The following is a 17,196-nucleotide window of genomic DNA, read 5'->3' on the forward strand; positions in this document are numbered from 1 at the left end:
TGTCATTTTAATAAATCTCTTTCGCATCCTTAGGAAGCTTTCTAACATGTTCTAAAAAGCTAAGACTATTTTCCCCTTCAATCTCCTGATATTCATACCCAAGCTTATCTCCCACATACCGGGCTGTTTTCTCAAAAAGGTGGCACATTCTAATCACTGCGTCCCACCCCTCCTCAATATCGGCGGAAAAATAAGTGGATAAATACTCCTGCCACTCCACTTCGGTCAGCCATCGATTGATATACTTACCAGACTTACCAATGCTAACAGAAAAATCTGTCATGATTCCAACCTTCCAGGACAGCATCTTCAATAATTCTTTCCGAATGATGTGATTGACCATATCCTGTACATAAGTCATTTCCTCCCGCCAAAGCCCCTTTGCCACATTATTCAGACACCACCAGAATTCATTGCAGGAACATAAGAACTGTTCTTTCATAGGACATTGTATCCAGTAATCCTGATCCGTTGACGGTGCCATGGGTGGGAGAACCCCTGCTTTATCCATAAGTATTTCACAAAGACTGTCCTTTGTTATATTTTCCACTGCATGCGCTACCGTTTCCACATGCAGATCCAGCCGGTTCCCATCCGTAAACTGCATCAACCAGCCGTAAAATTCTATATTCTTTTTGGGTTTGCCTGGAAACTCATCGGGATACTGCATATATAGCCGTTCCCCAAAGCGGTCAATCCATGAACGGTCACTGATAAATGGCTCCAACGCTTTTACCACATAAACGATATCATAATCCTGAAATATATCCTTAGCTGCATTTTTATTGGTTCTGGAACCATTCATATAAACAGCAAGAATTCCGCTGTCCTCCCTTGCCGTGTTTAAGATAAGGTCAAACATCTCCGGTTCATTTCTCATTATCCTACCCCCACACATCTATTTACTAAGTTGCTCCTTAATGAAGATACCCTAACTCCTTAATCTTCTTCATAAGCTTTGGCTGAATGTCAGGATACGTCCAGTTCTTTGGCAAATGCTCCGTAATCAACACACTCTCAATCTCACTGTGAAGCTCCTTTTCAAATGTCTGAATCTCCGCATAGCAAAGCATTCCAAAGCTTTCTTCTCCAAGCTTCTCACCGGCAGCTTTCTTTCTGGATACAGAATACACGCACACCGGTCTCAATTCAAAATCAATGGCCCCTGTCTCTTCCTGCAGCTCCCGCATAGCCGTTACAAGAATAGCTTCTCCCGGTTCTCTGTGACCGCCTGGTACCTCATACGTATCCCGTTCCTTATGCTTGCATAAGACCCATTTTCGATGAAACCTGCTTATAATGACTGCAAAATCCAGCTTATGGTCTTCCACTTCTTTATAAAACTTAACTTCAGTAAGTCCTTTTGGCTCTGGTCTCATGGATTCACCTTGTTGTAAAACTCACCTTTCTTATTGCCTCCAGGATCTTACCTTCTTTCCCGGAGGCGCTCATCAATCAGTATCAAATAATTCAAATATCCTGATGTCTCTGCAATGGTGTGTTTGTTTCCTTATCAGACTTCTTCGTTACCGGTATCAGAAGGTCCAACTGTATAAAATCAGATTCGCTACCGGTATAAAATGAAAATGCATTCAGATGCTCCTCCAGTGCCCCACCCATGCCAAATGGTTCACGCCATTGGATTTCATAATCCTCATGATTTTTCATTTGCTCAAAAAATGCTCCCCACTCGTGAAAATCTCCCATTTTAATGCAATGAGCGGCATAAAGTCCCCCTGCAAACTGCTTTTTCTCCAACGGCTTTGTTACTTCCATATCTTCTGGTATGGTAACCCAGAATTCATAGCCATAGTATTCTTCCCCCTCCTGAGGAGAAGGGTTGTTGAATCCATACAGCCTGAAATCTGGTTTAACCACCGGCAAATCTCTTTCTTTGATCAATGCTTTCACTCGGTCTCCAGATACATCTTCCGGATTTTCTCCCGTAAACTGACTGGCTGCAACGGTTGCCGGCGGCAGGTATATAAACCTGATATCCATGTTACGTTCCATTCTTTCACTTGCCTGATTTAACTCCTCCATAGAGCAGTCCTCCTTTAAATGATTTTTAGGAGAAATAAGGGCATCAGCAATCTCAATCAATTCGCTGTCTTCCAAAAGGTCCACCCGGACCTTGGCTCTGATTCCATCATCCAAGCGATGGACAAAGGCATCTAAAATGGAGCGTATGGTGTTAAGAGCATGGATTTCCTCATCTAGCCCAGTCATATTTTCCCGAAGGACTTCCAGAGCCTGGGTCTGCCCGATATCATTTAAAATAACCCCGATCTGCTTTAATGAGATTCTCAGCTTCCGAAGAATCATGATCTGTCTCAGCCTTCTGACTGCTGCTTCGTCATAGATCCGGTAAGCGTACTCCTTTCTCCGGTGGCTTTCAATCAGGCCTATTTTCTCATAGTACCGGATCATTCTTGCAGATACTGCATACGTTTTAGAAACCTCTCCGATTGTCATTGCTTCCACTGACTTATCCCCCTTTAGAATCAGTATAAAGTACGACACAGTGTCTCAGTCAAATGTTTCTTTCTCTTTCGTTCATGAAAATTTCTGCTGTATTCTCAGCTATAAATCCATGATACCATCCTTAAATAAGACAATACAACAAAAATGTGGATAAATTTTCCTTACTACTTATTCACCCTGACAAATAGCTTCTTTCCGATTTTTATAACGTCATTATTAAATAACACTGTATTCAGATCATCTTCCACAATTTTTTCTTCATTTAGCCGGATTCCTCCCTGCTTTAAGAGTCGTATAAATTCACTTCGGCTCTTTACAAATCCCATGGCAACGAATTGAGGAATGGTATCATTCACAGTCTCTCTTCCAATAGCCAGAATCATGGTTGGAATATCATCGGGAGTTGACTTTTTACGGAAAGCAGCCTCATAGTATGAAACAGCCTTCAAAACTTCTTCCTGCGAATGATACAGAGCTGTAATAATTTCTGCCAGTTTGAATTTGATATCTCTGGGATTTTCCCCTTCCGACAGCTGCTGCCTGATTTTATCTATCTCATCCGGATGTTCATCTGTTGCCAGCTCAAAGTATCTGATGATTAAATGATCCGGTATTTCCATCACCTTTTTAAACATCACTTCAGCAGGTTCATGGATACCGATATAATTTCCAAGACTCTTGCTCATCTTTTCCACCCCATCCGTTCCTTCCAAAATCGGCATGAGAAGAGCTACCTGTGCCTCCTGACCCATTGACTTTTGAAGCGTCCTGCCCATAAGAATATTAAACGTCTGGTCTGTCCCACCCAGTTCAATATCCGCATGCAATTCCACAGAGTCATATGCCTGCATCAGCGGATAGAAAAATTCATGGATTCCAATGGGAACTCCATGTTTAAATCTCTTTTCAAATTCATCTCTCTCAAGCATTCTTGCAACCGTGGTGGAAGCTGCCAGCTTCATTACATCTTCAAAGCAAAGCTTGGAAAGCCACTGGCTGTTAAATGTAACAACGGTCCTCTCCTTATCCAGAATCTTAAAAATCTGCTCGCAGTAGGTGCTTGCATTCTCCTTCACCTGTTCATCGGTCAATAAATTCCGTCCCTTGGATTTCCCTGTAGGGTCCCCGATTTTACCTGTAAAATCTCCGATGACAATGACTGCCTTATGCCCCAGCTCCTGTATTTGCCGGATTTTTCGAAGAACCACTCCATGGCCTAAATGAATGTCCGGGGCAGAAGGATCAAGTCCCAGCTTAATGATTAGCGGCTCCTTCTGGTTAAATGACCGTTCTAATTTTGCGAGTAATTCTTCCTCATTGATACACTGATGAACTCCTTTACAGATGATACGCATTTGCTCCTTTGGTGTTAACATGTTAAAGCATCTCCTTGTCATATTATTATAAATATTTGCAGATTTATAAGAAATTCAGAAAACAAAGAGTTTAAGTTTTTAACAATAAAAAACTCCCGCCCTTTTGTTTCAAAAGGACGAGAGCAAATCTCGTGTTACCACCTTAAGTTCGCAGACAGCTCACACTGTCTACCTCATCGGGTACGGCCTTGGCGATACCCTTGCACTTGATCACGGTGTGCTTTCCGTCGCAGCCTACTCCTGTTAAAGTTTTGGTGCGCAGCTCCAAGACGTATTCACACTTTCTATCCACGAGCCTCTCATCAACCGGCATCTTTCTGTTTGGAATCGAAAATGCTACTCTTTCTTTTCATAGCCTTTTCTTATACTCCGGATTGCATGGCAATCCTTTGTAGTGCAAATATTTAATTATCTGGTATGTTATCACATTCTGTTTGCAGCGTCAATACAAGATTTTGATATTCTATGATTTTCCCACAAATTAAATGGGATTACATTGTCCTTTTGTTATTTGTAAATAGAAACCGTTCCTTCTTTTCTTGGAGCCGCCTTTGGTGCTTCCTTGCTGCTAAAGCCTAAGGCCGCTGTACCTGAAATCTCATAATTTTCCGGTATTCCAAACTCAGTAAGAATACTTCTCACCTTAGGATCATTTCCAGCAAATGCTAAAATATGAATCCAGCAGGAGCCAATCTCCATAGAATGAGCCGCCAGGAATATGTTCTCCAGAGCCACCGCACAATCTGAGACCCCAGTAGCAGAATCTTTTTCATAGGCTGTAATGATAATTGTAGGTGCCGCATAAAAGGGATTGAATTCCGGGTTATTTCCAATCGTTCTAAAATGTTCAATGGGTGAATTCTTCATCACCTCTTTCGTAGCAGTAATCAGTTCCTGAATCTTCTCCTTATTCTGCACCGCTGCAAAATGCCATGCTTGCTTTCCCATTCCGCTGGGTGCAAACTTTGCAGCTTCCAGAATATCATGGAGTGCTTCATCTGGAATCTGTTTTTCCTCAAAAGCTCTTACGCTTCTTCTTGTTATTATGGACTGGATTATTTCATTCATAGATTATCTCCTTATAAAAATGCTTAATTGGCTAATGCCTTTCAAAAGTCAGGTACCTGTGTCCTAAATGCTCCCTATTATTTTATCATAATGTACGGATATGTCATATATTATTCTTCACAAAAAAAATATGGAAGCCTTTGAAATTCTAAGGATTTTATCATATCAAATTTACCTTTTTTAATAATTCCACGTTTTCCAAAAGTCTCTCAGAAGGAAGATCTGCTGCAATCGTATGCGCCTCATCAAAAAGAACGGCTCTGTTTGATATTTCATGTATTAGTTCAAGATTATGTGTCGACGTGATTAAGGTCTTACCTGCCTTGTTCAGATGATTTAAAAATTCCACAAGCCATCTTTGCGTTTTTGGATCAAGTCCGTTCATTGGCTCATCAAGTACCAGAACATCTGGATTCAGAGACATCACACATGCAATGGCGACCTTACGTTTTTCTCCACCACTTAATTGATATGGAATTCTATTCTTTAGACTCTGTATGCTTAACAGGCAAAGGCAGTCATTTACCCTCTTATCAACTTCTGATTCGCTCATTCCCATCTGTCTTGGTCCAAAGGCCACCTCATCATAGACGCTGGAAGAAAACAACTGTGTATCAGAATTTTGAAATACAAAACCAATTTTTTGATGAAAGAGTTTAGAGAACTTTACATCCTGCAGCTTTTTCTCCGTTATCTCCACTCCATTAAATGTATAAGAGCCTTGGTCTGGTGAAATAAGTCCGTTAATCAGTTTCAGCAATGTGGATTTACCACATCCATTAGCCCCCATCAGCGCAACGGCTTCACCTGGTCTTATTACAAGATTTATATCATTTAATGCGACAGAATCCCCATAGGAATAAAACAGATCCTTAATCTCAATCATCTTACGTCCTTTCAAAGTGGAAAAACAGGAGTATAACCCCCACGTTTATAGCCATAAAAATATAATCCACCCATTTGAATTTAGATTTCTTACAAATATGATATTCACCAGTAAATCCCCTGCATTCCATGGCATGGTACATGTCTGTTACCATTTCTTTTGATTGAAGAAATGTGGTCCCTGCAATACCAGCCATGGATGTATATTTATTATTGTTCTTACCGACTGATCGAAGTTTCAATGCATAAAGCATATTTATCGAGTAGTCACCCAACATAAAAATATATTTTATAGTGATATCCAGAATCAATATAAAAATATCAGGAACATGAAATAGCTTCAACGCTTCCGTGATGGAATTCCATTTTGATGAATAGGAAAGCAATCCCATAGACGTTGTAGTGGCAAATACCTTTGTAGTTATCATAATACTGCTATAGCTGTTCCCCATAAGGAATGCCGGTAACATAATAATGGCAGTGAATAAGGTGACACTAAAACTGAATTTCAATATTTTAACCAGCTTGTCTGCCTCCGTGAAACTTAAAATAGAGAGCAGATACACAATGACTATGACTACGAATATAAAGCTTCTTGTAATTGACAATAAAACTATAAGTAAAAAGGTAAAGGATACGTTAAGGGATACATTTATTTTAAACCTTGAGTTACCGACAGAATCCTGCATTCTTATTCTTGAAATAACGTGGAAAACAGACAGGATACTTTTGTTTACAAAAGTATCCTTATCAGTAAGCGGAATATAATTTTGATTACTATAAATCCATTCCGGCATTTCTATTTTATAATCCTTTGAATTATTCAAGTTTCCCACCAACCTTGTCTTTCTTAAAGGTGCTGATCACCTTAAAAAAGATAATAAATATTGCAACTCCAGCAATGGCAGACAATATATACCCAGCAATTTCAGGAAGGCCATTTACTGCATAATCTGGCAGCAGTGCTTTGAAATTCACCCCAGCCTTCATCCCTTGTGGTATAAATCCTAATGTTTTTCCGCCAGAAACCACACTCCTGATTTCCTCGCTTCCCCATTCGCCCCATGCAGTTCCTGTTGCCAGCAGACCCAGTGGGGTCAGGCAGATAAGGAAGGCCAGTAAACCATAAATTGCTTTTTTCTTTTCATTTGATTCTTCATACATGGTATCTGGAGCTACTTTCTTTATGTAGATGACAATAAACAAAGTAAAAACCGCTTCAACAATGCCTGCAACCAAAAGATGGGGAATTACCATGGCTGGTATTGAGATTGACAAAGGATATGGACAATATAATGCCTGACCAGCTGCATCTTTGAATAATAGAGGTTGAATACCAAACTCTATTGCCGCACATAAGGCAGCTGCATTTATACCTGCGTATGAGCCTAAGACAATTCCCAAATATTCTCCCTTTTCTGATTTGATATTATCCTTAACAGCTTTATAAATGAAGTAGCCTAAAAATGGCAGTACAAACGCCATATTAAAACAGTTTGCACCAAAAGATAAAATCCCGCCATCACCAAAAAGAAGAGCTTGAATCAGCAGGGCCACAGTAACACTGACACATGCAGCATAAGGTCCCATCAAAATTGCAATCAAGGTCCCGCCTACTGCATGACCTGTGGTACCCCCGGGAAGCGGAACATTAAACATCATGAGCAAGAAGGAAAATGCTGCCCCAACACCAAGTGATGGTATTTTAACCTTTGGTATCTCTTCTTTTACTTTTTTAACTGCTCTTGTCCAAACAGGGACCATAGCCGCACTCATGAGGGCACAAGTTGACGGGCTCAAATAATTATCCGGAATATGCATATTCTTACCTACCTTTCAAAAAAGGAATTTACATCAATTTCAATTATATAACTTTATTTTCCGTAAACAAGCCCGTATGGGGGATATGATTTTCAAATTTAATTTGTACGTAAAACAAGCTTTCATGGCCGTGTTCAAGCTCTCAGTTCCCCGCAATTTTTCATAGGAAGAATATCCATAATAAAATGCCCCTTACTGTTTCAAGTCCAAAAGATTGAATGAAAAGCTTTTACCGTTTGTGGTAAAATAAAAGAAGCCCAGCAGATATAATTATTTGCTGGGTTTTCGAAACAATCTATTTTCATCACCTGTCAAAACAGGTCTCTTTATCCTTATCCGTGATAGGCCGAACAACTTTGCACGGATTACCAACTGCAACACAATTATCAGGAATATCCTTTACCACAACACTTCCACCGCCAATTACTACATTACTTCCTATGTTCACACCTGGCATTACATGAACTCCTGCGCCAATCCAAACATTATTCCCTACCGTAATGGAATATGCATATTCAAGTCCCTGATTTCTCCGGTCAGAATCGATGGGATGTCCTGCTGTGTAAAATCCACAGTTAGGTGCAATAAACACATTATCACCAAATGTAATCTTTGCTCCATCTAAAATCACCAGATTGTGATTGGCATAGAAATTCTCACCAAGCTCTATATTATATCCATAATCGCACCAGAATGGTGCAGTAATACAAAATGATTCTCCCGTCTTTCCTAACAGTTTCCTAAGTACTACCGCCTGCTTCTCTGTCTCTGATGGACGAGCTTGATTAAATTCATAACAAAGGTCTTTTGCTATTTCACGTTCTTTTAATAAACCCTTGTCGTAATTAGCATCATAAAGCATTTGATTTAACATTTTTTCTTTCTCTGTCACTGAAATATCCCCCTTCGATCAAATATTGGTCATTACATAAATATCTAATATTGCTTATAACATCATAGGAATTTTCACTATAATACAATTAGGTGATTTCTTAAACCGATCTATGTAATGAGATTATCATAGATAATATAATTAGATATAGTATTACTTTATTTTCAGAGTAAATTAATTTCAATACATATTTAAGGTAAGAAATCGACTTTACGGTATAATACATAAACTACATATTTAGTTTCATGAAGCTTAATTATGGAGGAGGCTATTTTTATTCCAGAGACTATTGAACCGACACCGCATCATTCTCCTCTTCATACGCATCTTCCATTTTAACAGAATCTTCGATCTGCTCCTCCAAAAATTTGACACGGATAACTGCCTGCTGCCAATTAATTGATACCTGGCTGTGCCTGTTCTTTTCCTTACCTGCTCCAGCTATGATTTGAAGTAATTCTTCCAAGACAGCTTTTGTCAGATAACCGCCTCTCCAATGAAAGGTCAAAACTTTCCCCTTTTTTATAGCCTGTTGACAACGCTTTGCTACATCTTCCTGCTTTGTAAAAGATAGCTTCTTCTCTTTATAATAAAAGTGATTATCGTCATTGCACGCAGGAGCTTTATAGATCAATGGCTCATGATCCTTAAAAATACTCTTATCATCCAAATTGAAATAATCATATCGCACTTCTTTCTTCCCTAATGTATTATCAAACGTAGCATCCAGATGATACCATACTCCATTGATCTGGATTACATTCCACGCATGACGATACTTGATGTTTTTATCCGGATTATTCTCAGAAATAACTACAATACAAGGTATTGATAGTTGATCGCAAAGGACTTTTACAGATTTTGCAATTCCTTCGCATACGCCAACGCCCTGCCCCAATGGGCCTATAATCTCATGTGAATATTGCTTCTTCAATTTATCATAAGTCACATTTTCACAGATGAAATCATGAATATATTGCTCTTTTTCCCAGTCACTCTTATCCTTCACCACCCGGGCAAGCTTCTCCACTCTGGCTTTCATGGCCAACTGGTGCTCTTTAATTTTATTCTTTTCAAATAAATATTCCGGCTTTATCTTGAGCAGCGTGGAATCTTCATAGAAAGAATAACGAAAGGTGGAAGCGTAAAATATCTCTGGACAATCCAGCCTTAACTTATTAAAAATATCGCTAAGGTCCTTTCCATCTATTCTCTGAACATCAAAGCTTTGAGAAAGTGACTCCAGCCCACTCTTCATGACCTGATAGATTCTTTGGTGTTGCTTATTCATCTGACTATAATAATATGGCTCCATGTTACCTCCTCTACCATTTCATCTTTTTCGTAATACAAAAACCCCCAAGATGATTCGAAGCTTGTTCGAATCGTCCTGGGAGGTTCTGCTCGCCGAATGGCGTATATTCTGTTGGCAATCTCCGAAGATATTGATTATCGTTTGGAGAACTGTGGTGCACGACGTGCAGCCTTTAAGCCGTATTTCTTTCTTTCTTTCATTCTTGGATCTCTTGTTAAGTATCCAGCTTTCTTAAGAATTGGACGATAGTCCGCATCTGCCTGAAGCAGGGCTCTTGAGATACCGTGTCTGATGGCACCAGCCTGTCCTGTAAAACCACCACCGTGAACGTTAACTAAAACGTCGAACTTGTCAACTGTCTCTGTAGCAACTAATGGCTGACGAACAACAACCTTTAATGTTTCAAGACCTAAATACTGGTCAATATCTCTCTTGTTGATAGTGATCTTGCCTGTACCTGGTACTAAATATACTCTAGCGATAGATTTTTTTCTTCTACCTGTTCCGTAAAATTTTGCATTAGCCATGATAACTTCCTCCTTTCAGCGCCTCTAATTAAAATTTGATTTCTAAAACTTCTGGCTTCTGAGCTGCATGAGCATGCTCTGCACCTGCGTATGCGTGAAGTTTTGTAATCATGCTTCTTCCTAAAGGTCCCTTTGGAAGCATACCCTTAACAGCTAATTCAATAACTCTTTCAGGCTTTTTAGCCATCATTTCTCTTAATGTTGTTTCTTTCATACCGCCAACATAGTCAGAGTGATTGTAGTAGATCTTCTGATCTAACTTCTTACCTGTAACGGAAATCTTATCTGCATTCACTACGATCACATAATCACCGCAATCCATATGTGGTGTGTAGGTCGGTTTATTCTTACCTCTTAATACTTTAGCTACTTCTGAAGCCAAACGTCCTAATGTATATCCTGTAGCGTCAACTACGTACCATTTTCTCTCAATTGTTGCTGGACTAGCCATAAAAGTCTTCATTGGACAACCTCCTGTAAATTCTGGTGTTAGTAAGCATTACTATACTATGAAATCCAAGTTTCATAATCAGATGCATGGTGCCAATATCAGGGCACCGATTCATTAGAAATCATAAAATAATCTCTAATTAGTCTTATTTAAAAATGCTCACTCCGGGGCATGGCTGAACATTTTCGCCTGACGTCACAGTTATACATTATATTACATTCAGCCTCGTGTGTCAACCTTTTTTCCCCATAAAATCAAGGTTTTCCGGCTTATTTTTCTGTGACCATCCACTCTTCTTCCCCATCTTCCTGCCTGAAAATGTAAAATCCATAAGATTTGCCTAAAAGTATCCTTCCAGGCCCTTCTTCATCCTTTACATAGACCTTCTCCGCTCCGTTTCTTACTGCCTGATGGACCACACGGATGAGCAGCCGGTCAAAGTCTTCCTTACGGCATCTGTGAATGGTGAGCCAGGCTTTTTTCTGGGATACGATCTCTTCCTGGGAAAGCGTGTAGCTCCATTCCTTATTCTCTCCCCGAATCTCTTTTTCCAGTTCCTTTTCATAATCAAGGCTGACCAGGGTAAGACCTTTGGCTGCTGCCTTCGGGCCTGCCGCATTCCGGTCCCTGGCATCTATGATCTCTTCCACATGGGAAGGCGGATAGACACCCATTCCCACCTTCATCAGAGTTCCTGCGATGATCCGCACCATGTTGTATAAAAATCCGCTTCCCTTAATACGTATTGTAATCAAATCTCCGGTCTTTTCTATGTCCAGGCTATAAATGGTCCTTACGGTCTCTTCCGCCTGTCCACGGGCCGTACAGAAGCTTTTAAAATCATGTTCTCCAACCAGATAGGCTCCTGCCTCCCGCATTTTGTCCACGTCCAGGGGATAATAGCAGAAATGAGTATAAAGTCTTAAGGTAGGTATCTCAATTTTCCGGTTCATGATTTTATATTCATATGTTTTGACGCAGTTTTGCTTTCTGGGGTGATAATCCGGCGCTACCTCCTCTGACTGGAGGATGCGGATATCGTCCGGAAGCCTTTGGTTTAGGGCAAAACAGATTTTATCCGCGGGCATCCTGTTTTCGGTATCAAAAACCGCCACATTTCCCTCCGCATGTACTCCGGAATCAGTTCTGCTGGCTCCGGTAACGGTGATTTTTTCCTTTAACAGCTCCGTCAGGGTCTTGTTAAGGACCTCTTCTATGGTCAGCCCGTTATTTTGTATCTGCCAGCCGCAGTAATTGGTGCCGTCGTAGGCAACGATCATTTTTACCCGTTTCATAACTTCTCCTTTTTACGGAATTTCTTATCCCATGATCCGAACAGCTGCAATTGCGGCCATGTACACCACAAAGACCAGGTAGGTAATTCCATCCCGTCTCCCATATCGGAGAGGCTTCATCTTCGTTCTTCCTTCCCCGCCCCGGTAGCATCTTGCTTCCATGGCCATGGCAAGGTCTGTGGCCCGCCGGAAGGCTGAGATAAAAAGGGGAACCAGAAGGGGAATCATATTTTTGGCCTTTTGAATCAGATTGCCCGATTCAAAATCAGCACCACGGGCCATCTGGGCCTTCATGATCTTATCCGTTTCTTCTACAAGAATAGGAATAAACCGAAGGGCAATGGACATCATCATAGCCACCTCATGAACCGGTACTCTGACCTTGTTTAAAAAGTTCAGACTTTTTTCCAGGCCATCTGTAAGCTGATTTGGTGTGGTGGTCAAAGTCATAATAGAGGAACCTACCACCAGATAAATGAGCCGTACACCCATAAATGCCGCGATCTGAATTCCTTCTTTTGTAATTTTAAAAAAACCAAGACGGAAAATTGCCTCTCCTGGTGTTAAAAACAGGTTGAAGCTGACACTGATCAGCAAAAGAAAGACAATTGCCCTTAACCCCCGTACCATAAAGGACAATGGCACCTGGCTCAGCCGTATGGCAACTGCAAGAAACAAGGTGGCGATCACATACGCCCAAATATCATTTACAACAAAAAGGGATATAATAAAAACCATGGTCCCAAACAGCTTTGTCCTGGGGTCCAGCTTGTGGAGAAAAGAATCCACCGGATAATATTGTCCCAATGTAATGTCTTTTAACATAGTATCTCCTGATCTATTTTGAAAGAAGCCTTAAAATTTCGTCTCTGGCTTCCTCTATGGTAGTAATGTTGCTATCAATGGGTACGCCCCGTTCCTTTAAAGTATGGACCACATAGGTGATCTGAGGCGCAGCAAGGCCGATGGCTTCCAATTCCTTATAATGCTTGAATACTTCCTTGGGTGTATCATCAAACACCTTTTCCCCATGATTCATCACTAAAATCCGATCCACGTACCGTGCAATGTCTTCCATGCTGTGGGAAACAAGGATGATGGTCATCTTCTGCTCCTTGTGAAGCCGCTCAATCTGATCCAGAATCTCATCTCTTCCCTTGGGATCAAGACCAGCGGTAGGCTCATCTAAAATAAGAACCTCAGGTCTCATAGCTAAGACTCCGGCGATTGCCACCCGGCGCTTCTGGCCTCCTGACAAGTCAAAGGGGGAACGCTTATAATAGCTCTCATCAAGCCCTACCATAGTAAGAGCTTCTCTGGCCCTTGTTTCTATTTCTTCTTTTGAAAGCTTTTGATTCTTTGGACCAAAACACACATCAGAAAACACATCCACCTCAAAAAGCTGATGCTCCGGATACTGGAATACCAGACCCACCTGACTTCTTAGAGCCTGCATATTATAACCATCGCTGTAGATGTTCTTATCGTTGTAATAAATGGCTCCGCTTGTCCCCCGAATCAAACCATTTAAATGCTGAATCAGAGTGGATTTACCAGAACCGGTATGACCGATGAGCCCGATAAATTCTCCGTCTTTTATTTCCAGGTTCACATCCTTAAGGGCATGCTGTTCAAAGGCGGTACCATTTCCATAGATGTAATTTAAATGCTCTACTTTAATTCCCATGGTCTCCTCCATTTTCCGAAGCTTCCTTATTAGATATATGACCGGCAAACTTAGGGATCAGATTTTCCATGAGTTCTTCTAAGGTAAGGATTCCATCTGGCAGGTCAACGCCTCCCTTTTGAAGCTCATAGGCAAGCTCTGTAACCTGTGGCACGTCAAGACGGTAGGATTTAAGCTCCTCTACCCTGGAGAATATCTCTTTGGGTGTTCCGTCCATAACCACTTTACCTTCGTCCATAACGATTACCCGGTCTGCATCTGTGACCTCTTCCATGTAGTGGGTAATTAAAAGCACGGTAATGCCTTCCTTCTTATTTAATTCCAGGACGGTCTTAACCACTTCCTTACGGCCGTTGGGGTCTAGCATGGCAGTGGGCTCGTCTAAAACAATACACTGAGGGCGCATAGCCATAACTCCGGCAATGGCAACTCTCTGCTTCTGGCCTCCTGACAGCTTATTGGGAGACTTTAAACGATAGGAAACCATTCCAACCGCTTTCAGGCTTTCATCCACCCGCCTCCAGATTTCTTCTGTAGGAACTCCCATGTTCTCAGGACCGAATCCCACATCCTCTTCTACTATATTTCCAATGATCTGGTTGTCCGGGTTTTGGAACACCATCCCTGTCTTTTTCCGCACCTCCCATAAATTCTCTTCCTGGGAAGTATCAAGTCCCTGAATCCATACCGTTCCCTCCGTGGGCAGCAAGATGGCATTGAGCTGCTTGGCAAAGGTAGACTTACCGGAACCGTTGTGCCCCAGTATGGCGATGAATTGTCCTGCTTCTATATCAAGTGAGACATCATCTATGGCACGTTTGATTTCTTCTATATTTTCTTCTTCATCTCTTCTGATATAATCAAATATCAGCTTTGACGCTTTTATTATTCCCATAGCAAGCCTTTCTGTCGTGAATTTATATACTCGTATGCCACATAATTTTAGTTGAATATTCCCAATCAGTCAAGCATCGACATAAATCTTTTATAAATAAAGAGTCTGGCGGAATTTATTATTTGATAGATGTAATTTCCTATTACATAAAAAAATGGTACAGAATTTTTTCTGTACCATTTCTCATTATATGATTAGTGTACCCAAAGTCCGGAGCTGTCAACCTTATAAGCTCCATCAATTAAGGTATCCGATGCCATACTGCCGTCTAAATTTAAATAATACCATTTTCCAGGGGTTGGCTGAATCCAACCGGAAGCCATATCTCCATTGGAATTTAAGAAATACCACTTCTCATCTAACTTCTGCCAGCCCGTAAGCATGGCTCCGTCGCTGCCTAAGTAATACCATTTATCATTAATGAACTGCCAGCCGGTTACAGCAAATTCTTCTCCGTTGAAGTAATACCATTTACCGCTTATCATCTTCCAGGTGTTGGCGGCATAAGCGCCGTCTTCGCCGCGGTACTTCTTACCGCTCTTATATCCCGCCCAGGCACCGTTTGTTTCACCCAGCTCCTGAACCACGGAATCATCAGAGATCACCGGCTCACCTTCCTGTAAATACTCTTCCTCGGAAGAATCCTTTAAAATGGCTTTCACCGTATAATAATACTTCTGGCCACTTTCCATATATTGCAGCAGATCTACGGTGTTGGTGGAAATGGTCATGCTTTTGACCCAGATGCCGCCTTCCTTATAAACAACGACCTGATACCGGGAAGCGAAGGGAACCTTTTTCCAGGTTGCCTTTGTTCTTGCCGCATCGCTAAAGCCTGCTTTTTCCGTACCGGCAAGCTTTGCTACCGGAACATAGGAAACCTTTACTACAGTCTCACCATCTTCTGCTTTTGTGGATATCAGCTTTCCTCCGGTAACAGAGCAATCAGAATTTGAATAGGTGCCAGGAACTCTGAAAGTAGCAATTACTTTTTTCCCTGGTTCCCATTTCTCAGGATCCTTATTCCATTCGGGACTTGTTTCTGATAAATTTACCGTGACAGACGGAATTTGAATTCCCTCTGTCCAGCTGCTCTTCCTGCCGTGGTCCAGCCGGATTTTCAAGCTGCCGGAAGCCCCTGCTGTGATTGACATTCCCATCACCATAACCATGCACAAAAGCACCAGCCAGGCTGCCTTTCCCCGTATCCACTTCATCTGCATCAACATCCTTTCCTGTTACTTATGCCAAATACCAGTGGCATCTACTGTAAAACCGCCTATCGTAGTGCTTACTGCCTTGGATCCCTCACCAGGATAGAAATAATACCAGTTACCATCTATCTGCTTCCAGCCTTCCTGCATCGCACCGCTGTTGTCTGCATAATACCATTTATTATTATAATTGATCCAGCCAACTGACATGGCACCCTCTACCCCACTGTTCGTGGATGGATTCAGGAAATACCACTTATTCGCAGAAGACTTAACCCAGCCCTTTAACATAGCTCCATCATTATTAAAATAGTACCACAGAGAATTCTTTTGCTGCCAGCCTGTGAGCATGTTGCCATTGGTATCAAATAAATACCAGATGTTGTTAATGTGTGCCCAGTTATTCTTTAAATAAGAACCATCTGGATAACGATATAACCAGTTATTGCCGTTCTTGATCCAGCCTACATCCTGACTTGTTACCACAGAGCTGTTACCATTATCCTGACCACGTCCGTCAGATACCTTTTCCTGTGGTACGTAGATTTCACCAGACTCTGTCCAGTCACTGTTCTTTGCATACTTTGATTCACTGTCGGAAGCTGGAACGGTACGTACCTTAAAGGTGTAGGTTCCTGCTTTTGTCATATAAGGATAGAAATTATAAGAGGTCGCTTTCAGTCTCTCTACCTTTTTTACAAGGCTGCTTCCACGGTATAAATACACATCATAGGCATCAGAGCTGCCTTCCGGAGCACTCCATTTGGCACTGCCAAGGCTGGAACCGGAATCTCTCCAATCTGCTTCTTCCGGTGATTCATAGGTTCCCTTAATTGGTTTAAAGGTAAATGTCACATATAAGGTATCTGAGCCAGACCGGTTGGTTGACACATAGTTTCCACCTTTGATGCTGACATTGCTAGACTGATAGCCACCCTTAAATGCGTAGTTATCAGAATCTGTTGCTCTTAAAGTGACCTTCATCTTTGGTTCAGAGCCAAGCTTCATCTTTTTGGTGTCTGATGTAATCCACTGCAAGTCAGTCACCTCGTATTTATCATTATTGGTATAAACGTAATTACCTGTTTGCTCATTAGTTTTAAAGGCAGACTCAGATGGTACCGTATCTCCTGCACCAATCTCCTCTAACCCAACATTGATCGTCACGGACGATATGGTCTTTGCTGCTGCAAACGCCTCAAATGGTACACTGACCCCTAAAAGGGTAACCAGGGACGCCCAGGCCATCAGTCTCGTAGTAAACTTCATAAAAATCCCTCCGTTCC

At 41.4% G+C, this 17,196-nt stretch carries 18 protein-coding genes and 1 other annotated feature; all 18 genes read right to left on the reverse strand.

Annotation, left to right across the window (positions count from 1 at the left end; translation table 11 throughout):
- Nucleotides 1–7: 7 nt before the first annotated feature.
- The gene (locus OW255_RS17935) at nucleotides 8–880 is read right to left on the reverse strand and encodes an aminoglycoside 6-adenylyltransferase (RefSeq protein ID WP_268114869.1); all 873 of its coding nucleotides are present in this window, start codon (nucleotides 878–880) and stop codon (nucleotides 8–10) included.
- Nucleotides 881–917: 37 nt separating this feature from the next.
- The gene (locus tag OW255_RS17940; RefSeq protein WP_268114870.1) at nucleotides 918–1,379 is read right to left on the reverse strand and encodes an NUDIX hydrolase; all 462 of its coding nucleotides are present in this window, start codon (nucleotides 1,377–1,379) and stop codon (nucleotides 918–920) included.
- A gap of 91 nt (nucleotides 1,380–1,470) precedes the next feature.
- Nucleotides 1,471–2,475, reverse strand: coding sequence for an effector binding domain-containing protein (locus OW255_RS17945; RefSeq protein ID WP_268116630.1), 1,005 nt, complete (start codon nucleotides 2,473–2,475; stop codon nucleotides 1,471–1,473).
- A 173-nt stretch (nucleotides 2,476–2,648) separates the two neighbouring features.
- Nucleotides 2,649–3,860, reverse strand: a complete 1,212-nt coding sequence (gene tyrS, locus OW255_RS17950) for a tyrosine--tRNA ligase (RefSeq protein WP_268114871.1) — start codon at nucleotides 3,858–3,860, stop codon at nucleotides 2,649–2,651.
- A 109-nt stretch (nucleotides 3,861–3,969) separates the two neighbouring features.
- Nucleotides 3,970–4,222, reverse strand: a binding site (T-box leader).
- A gap of 145 nt (nucleotides 4,223–4,367) precedes the next feature.
- Nucleotides 4,368–4,928, reverse strand: a complete 561-nt coding sequence (locus tag OW255_RS17955) for a nitroreductase family protein (RefSeq protein WP_024834913.1) — start codon at nucleotides 4,926–4,928, stop codon at nucleotides 4,368–4,370.
- 160 nt (nucleotides 4,929–5,088) lie between these two features.
- A complete protein-coding gene (locus OW255_RS17960; protein WP_268114873.1) occupies nucleotides 5,089–5,814 on the reverse strand; it encodes an energy-coupling factor ABC transporter ATP-binding protein in 726 nt (241 codons plus the stop codon).
- A 1-nt stretch (nucleotide 5,815) separates the two neighbouring features.
- A complete protein-coding gene (locus OW255_RS17965; RefSeq protein ID WP_268114875.1) occupies nucleotides 5,816–6,640 on the reverse strand; it encodes an energy-coupling factor transporter transmembrane component T in 825 nt (274 codons plus the stop codon).
- Nucleotides 6,633–7,589, reverse strand: a complete 957-nt coding sequence (gene cbiM / locus OW255_RS17970; RefSeq protein WP_334308246.1) for a cobalt transporter CbiM — start codon at nucleotides 7,587–7,589, stop codon at nucleotides 6,633–6,635. The genes OW255_RS17965 and cbiM overlap by 8 nt, the downstream gene beginning before the upstream one ends.
- A gap of 349 nt (nucleotides 7,590–7,938) precedes the next feature.
- A complete protein-coding gene (locus OW255_RS17975) occupies nucleotides 7,939–8,526 on the reverse strand; it encodes a sugar O-acetyltransferase (RefSeq protein ID WP_268114877.1) in 588 nt (195 codons plus the stop codon).
- A gap of 286 nt (nucleotides 8,527–8,812) precedes the next feature.
- Nucleotides 8,813–9,841 carry a transglutaminase domain-containing protein gene (locus OW255_RS17980; RefSeq protein WP_268114878.1) on the reverse strand — a complete coding sequence of 343 codons (1,029 nt, stop codon included), beginning with the start codon at nucleotides 9,839–9,841 and terminating at the stop codon, nucleotides 8,813–8,815.
- A gap of 134 nt (nucleotides 9,842–9,975) precedes the next feature.
- The gene (rpsI, locus tag OW255_RS17985) at nucleotides 9,976–10,368 is read right to left on the reverse strand and encodes a 30S ribosomal protein S9 (RefSeq protein ID WP_024834905.1); all 393 of its coding nucleotides are present in this window, start codon (nucleotides 10,366–10,368) and stop codon (nucleotides 9,976–9,978) included.
- Between the two features lie 28 nt (nucleotides 10,369–10,396).
- The gene (gene rplM / locus OW255_RS17990; RefSeq protein WP_024834904.1) at nucleotides 10,397–10,831 is read right to left on the reverse strand and encodes a 50S ribosomal protein L13; all 435 of its coding nucleotides are present in this window, start codon (nucleotides 10,829–10,831) and stop codon (nucleotides 10,397–10,399) included.
- Nucleotides 10,832–11,088: 257 nt separating this feature from the next.
- A complete protein-coding gene (truA, locus tag OW255_RS17995; RefSeq protein WP_268114880.1) occupies nucleotides 11,089–12,114 on the reverse strand; it encodes a tRNA pseudouridine(38-40) synthase TruA in 1,026 nt (341 codons plus the stop codon).
- A gap of 24 nt (nucleotides 12,115–12,138) precedes the next feature.
- Nucleotides 12,139–12,939 carry an energy-coupling factor transporter transmembrane component T family protein gene (locus tag OW255_RS18000; RefSeq protein WP_268114881.1) on the reverse strand — a complete coding sequence of 267 codons (801 nt, stop codon included), beginning with the start codon at nucleotides 12,937–12,939 and terminating at the stop codon, nucleotides 12,139–12,141.
- A gap of 13 nt (nucleotides 12,940–12,952) precedes the next feature.
- Entirely contained in the window at nucleotides 12,953–13,801 is an 849-nt protein-coding gene (locus tag OW255_RS18005; protein WP_024834901.1) for an energy-coupling factor transporter ATPase, read from the reverse strand.
- Nucleotides 13,791–14,696 carry an energy-coupling factor transporter ATPase gene (locus OW255_RS18010; protein WP_268114882.1) on the reverse strand — a complete coding sequence of 302 codons (906 nt, stop codon included), beginning with the start codon at nucleotides 14,694–14,696 and terminating at the stop codon, nucleotides 13,791–13,793. The genes OW255_RS18005 and OW255_RS18010 overlap by 11 nt, the downstream gene beginning before the upstream one ends.
- A 194-nt stretch (nucleotides 14,697–14,890) precedes the next feature.
- Nucleotides 14,891–15,919 carry an N-acetylmuramoyl-L-alanine amidase family protein gene (locus OW255_RS18015; protein ID WP_268114883.1) on the reverse strand — a complete coding sequence of 343 codons (1,029 nt, stop codon included), beginning with the start codon at nucleotides 15,917–15,919 and terminating at the stop codon, nucleotides 14,891–14,893.
- 15 nt (nucleotides 15,920–15,934) lie between these two features.
- Nucleotides 15,935–17,179 carry an N-acetylmuramoyl-L-alanine amidase family protein gene (locus tag OW255_RS18020; RefSeq protein ID WP_268114884.1) on the reverse strand — a complete coding sequence of 415 codons (1,245 nt, stop codon included), beginning with the start codon at nucleotides 17,177–17,179 and terminating at the stop codon, nucleotides 15,935–15,937.
- Nucleotides 17,180–17,196: the final 17 nt, after the last annotated feature.

Origin of the sequence: Lacrimispora xylanolytica, from assembly GCF_026723765.1 — a bacterium.
GTDB classification, from domain to species: domain Bacteria; phylum Bacillota; class Clostridia; order Lachnospirales; family Lachnospiraceae; genus Lacrimispora; species Lacrimispora xylanolytica.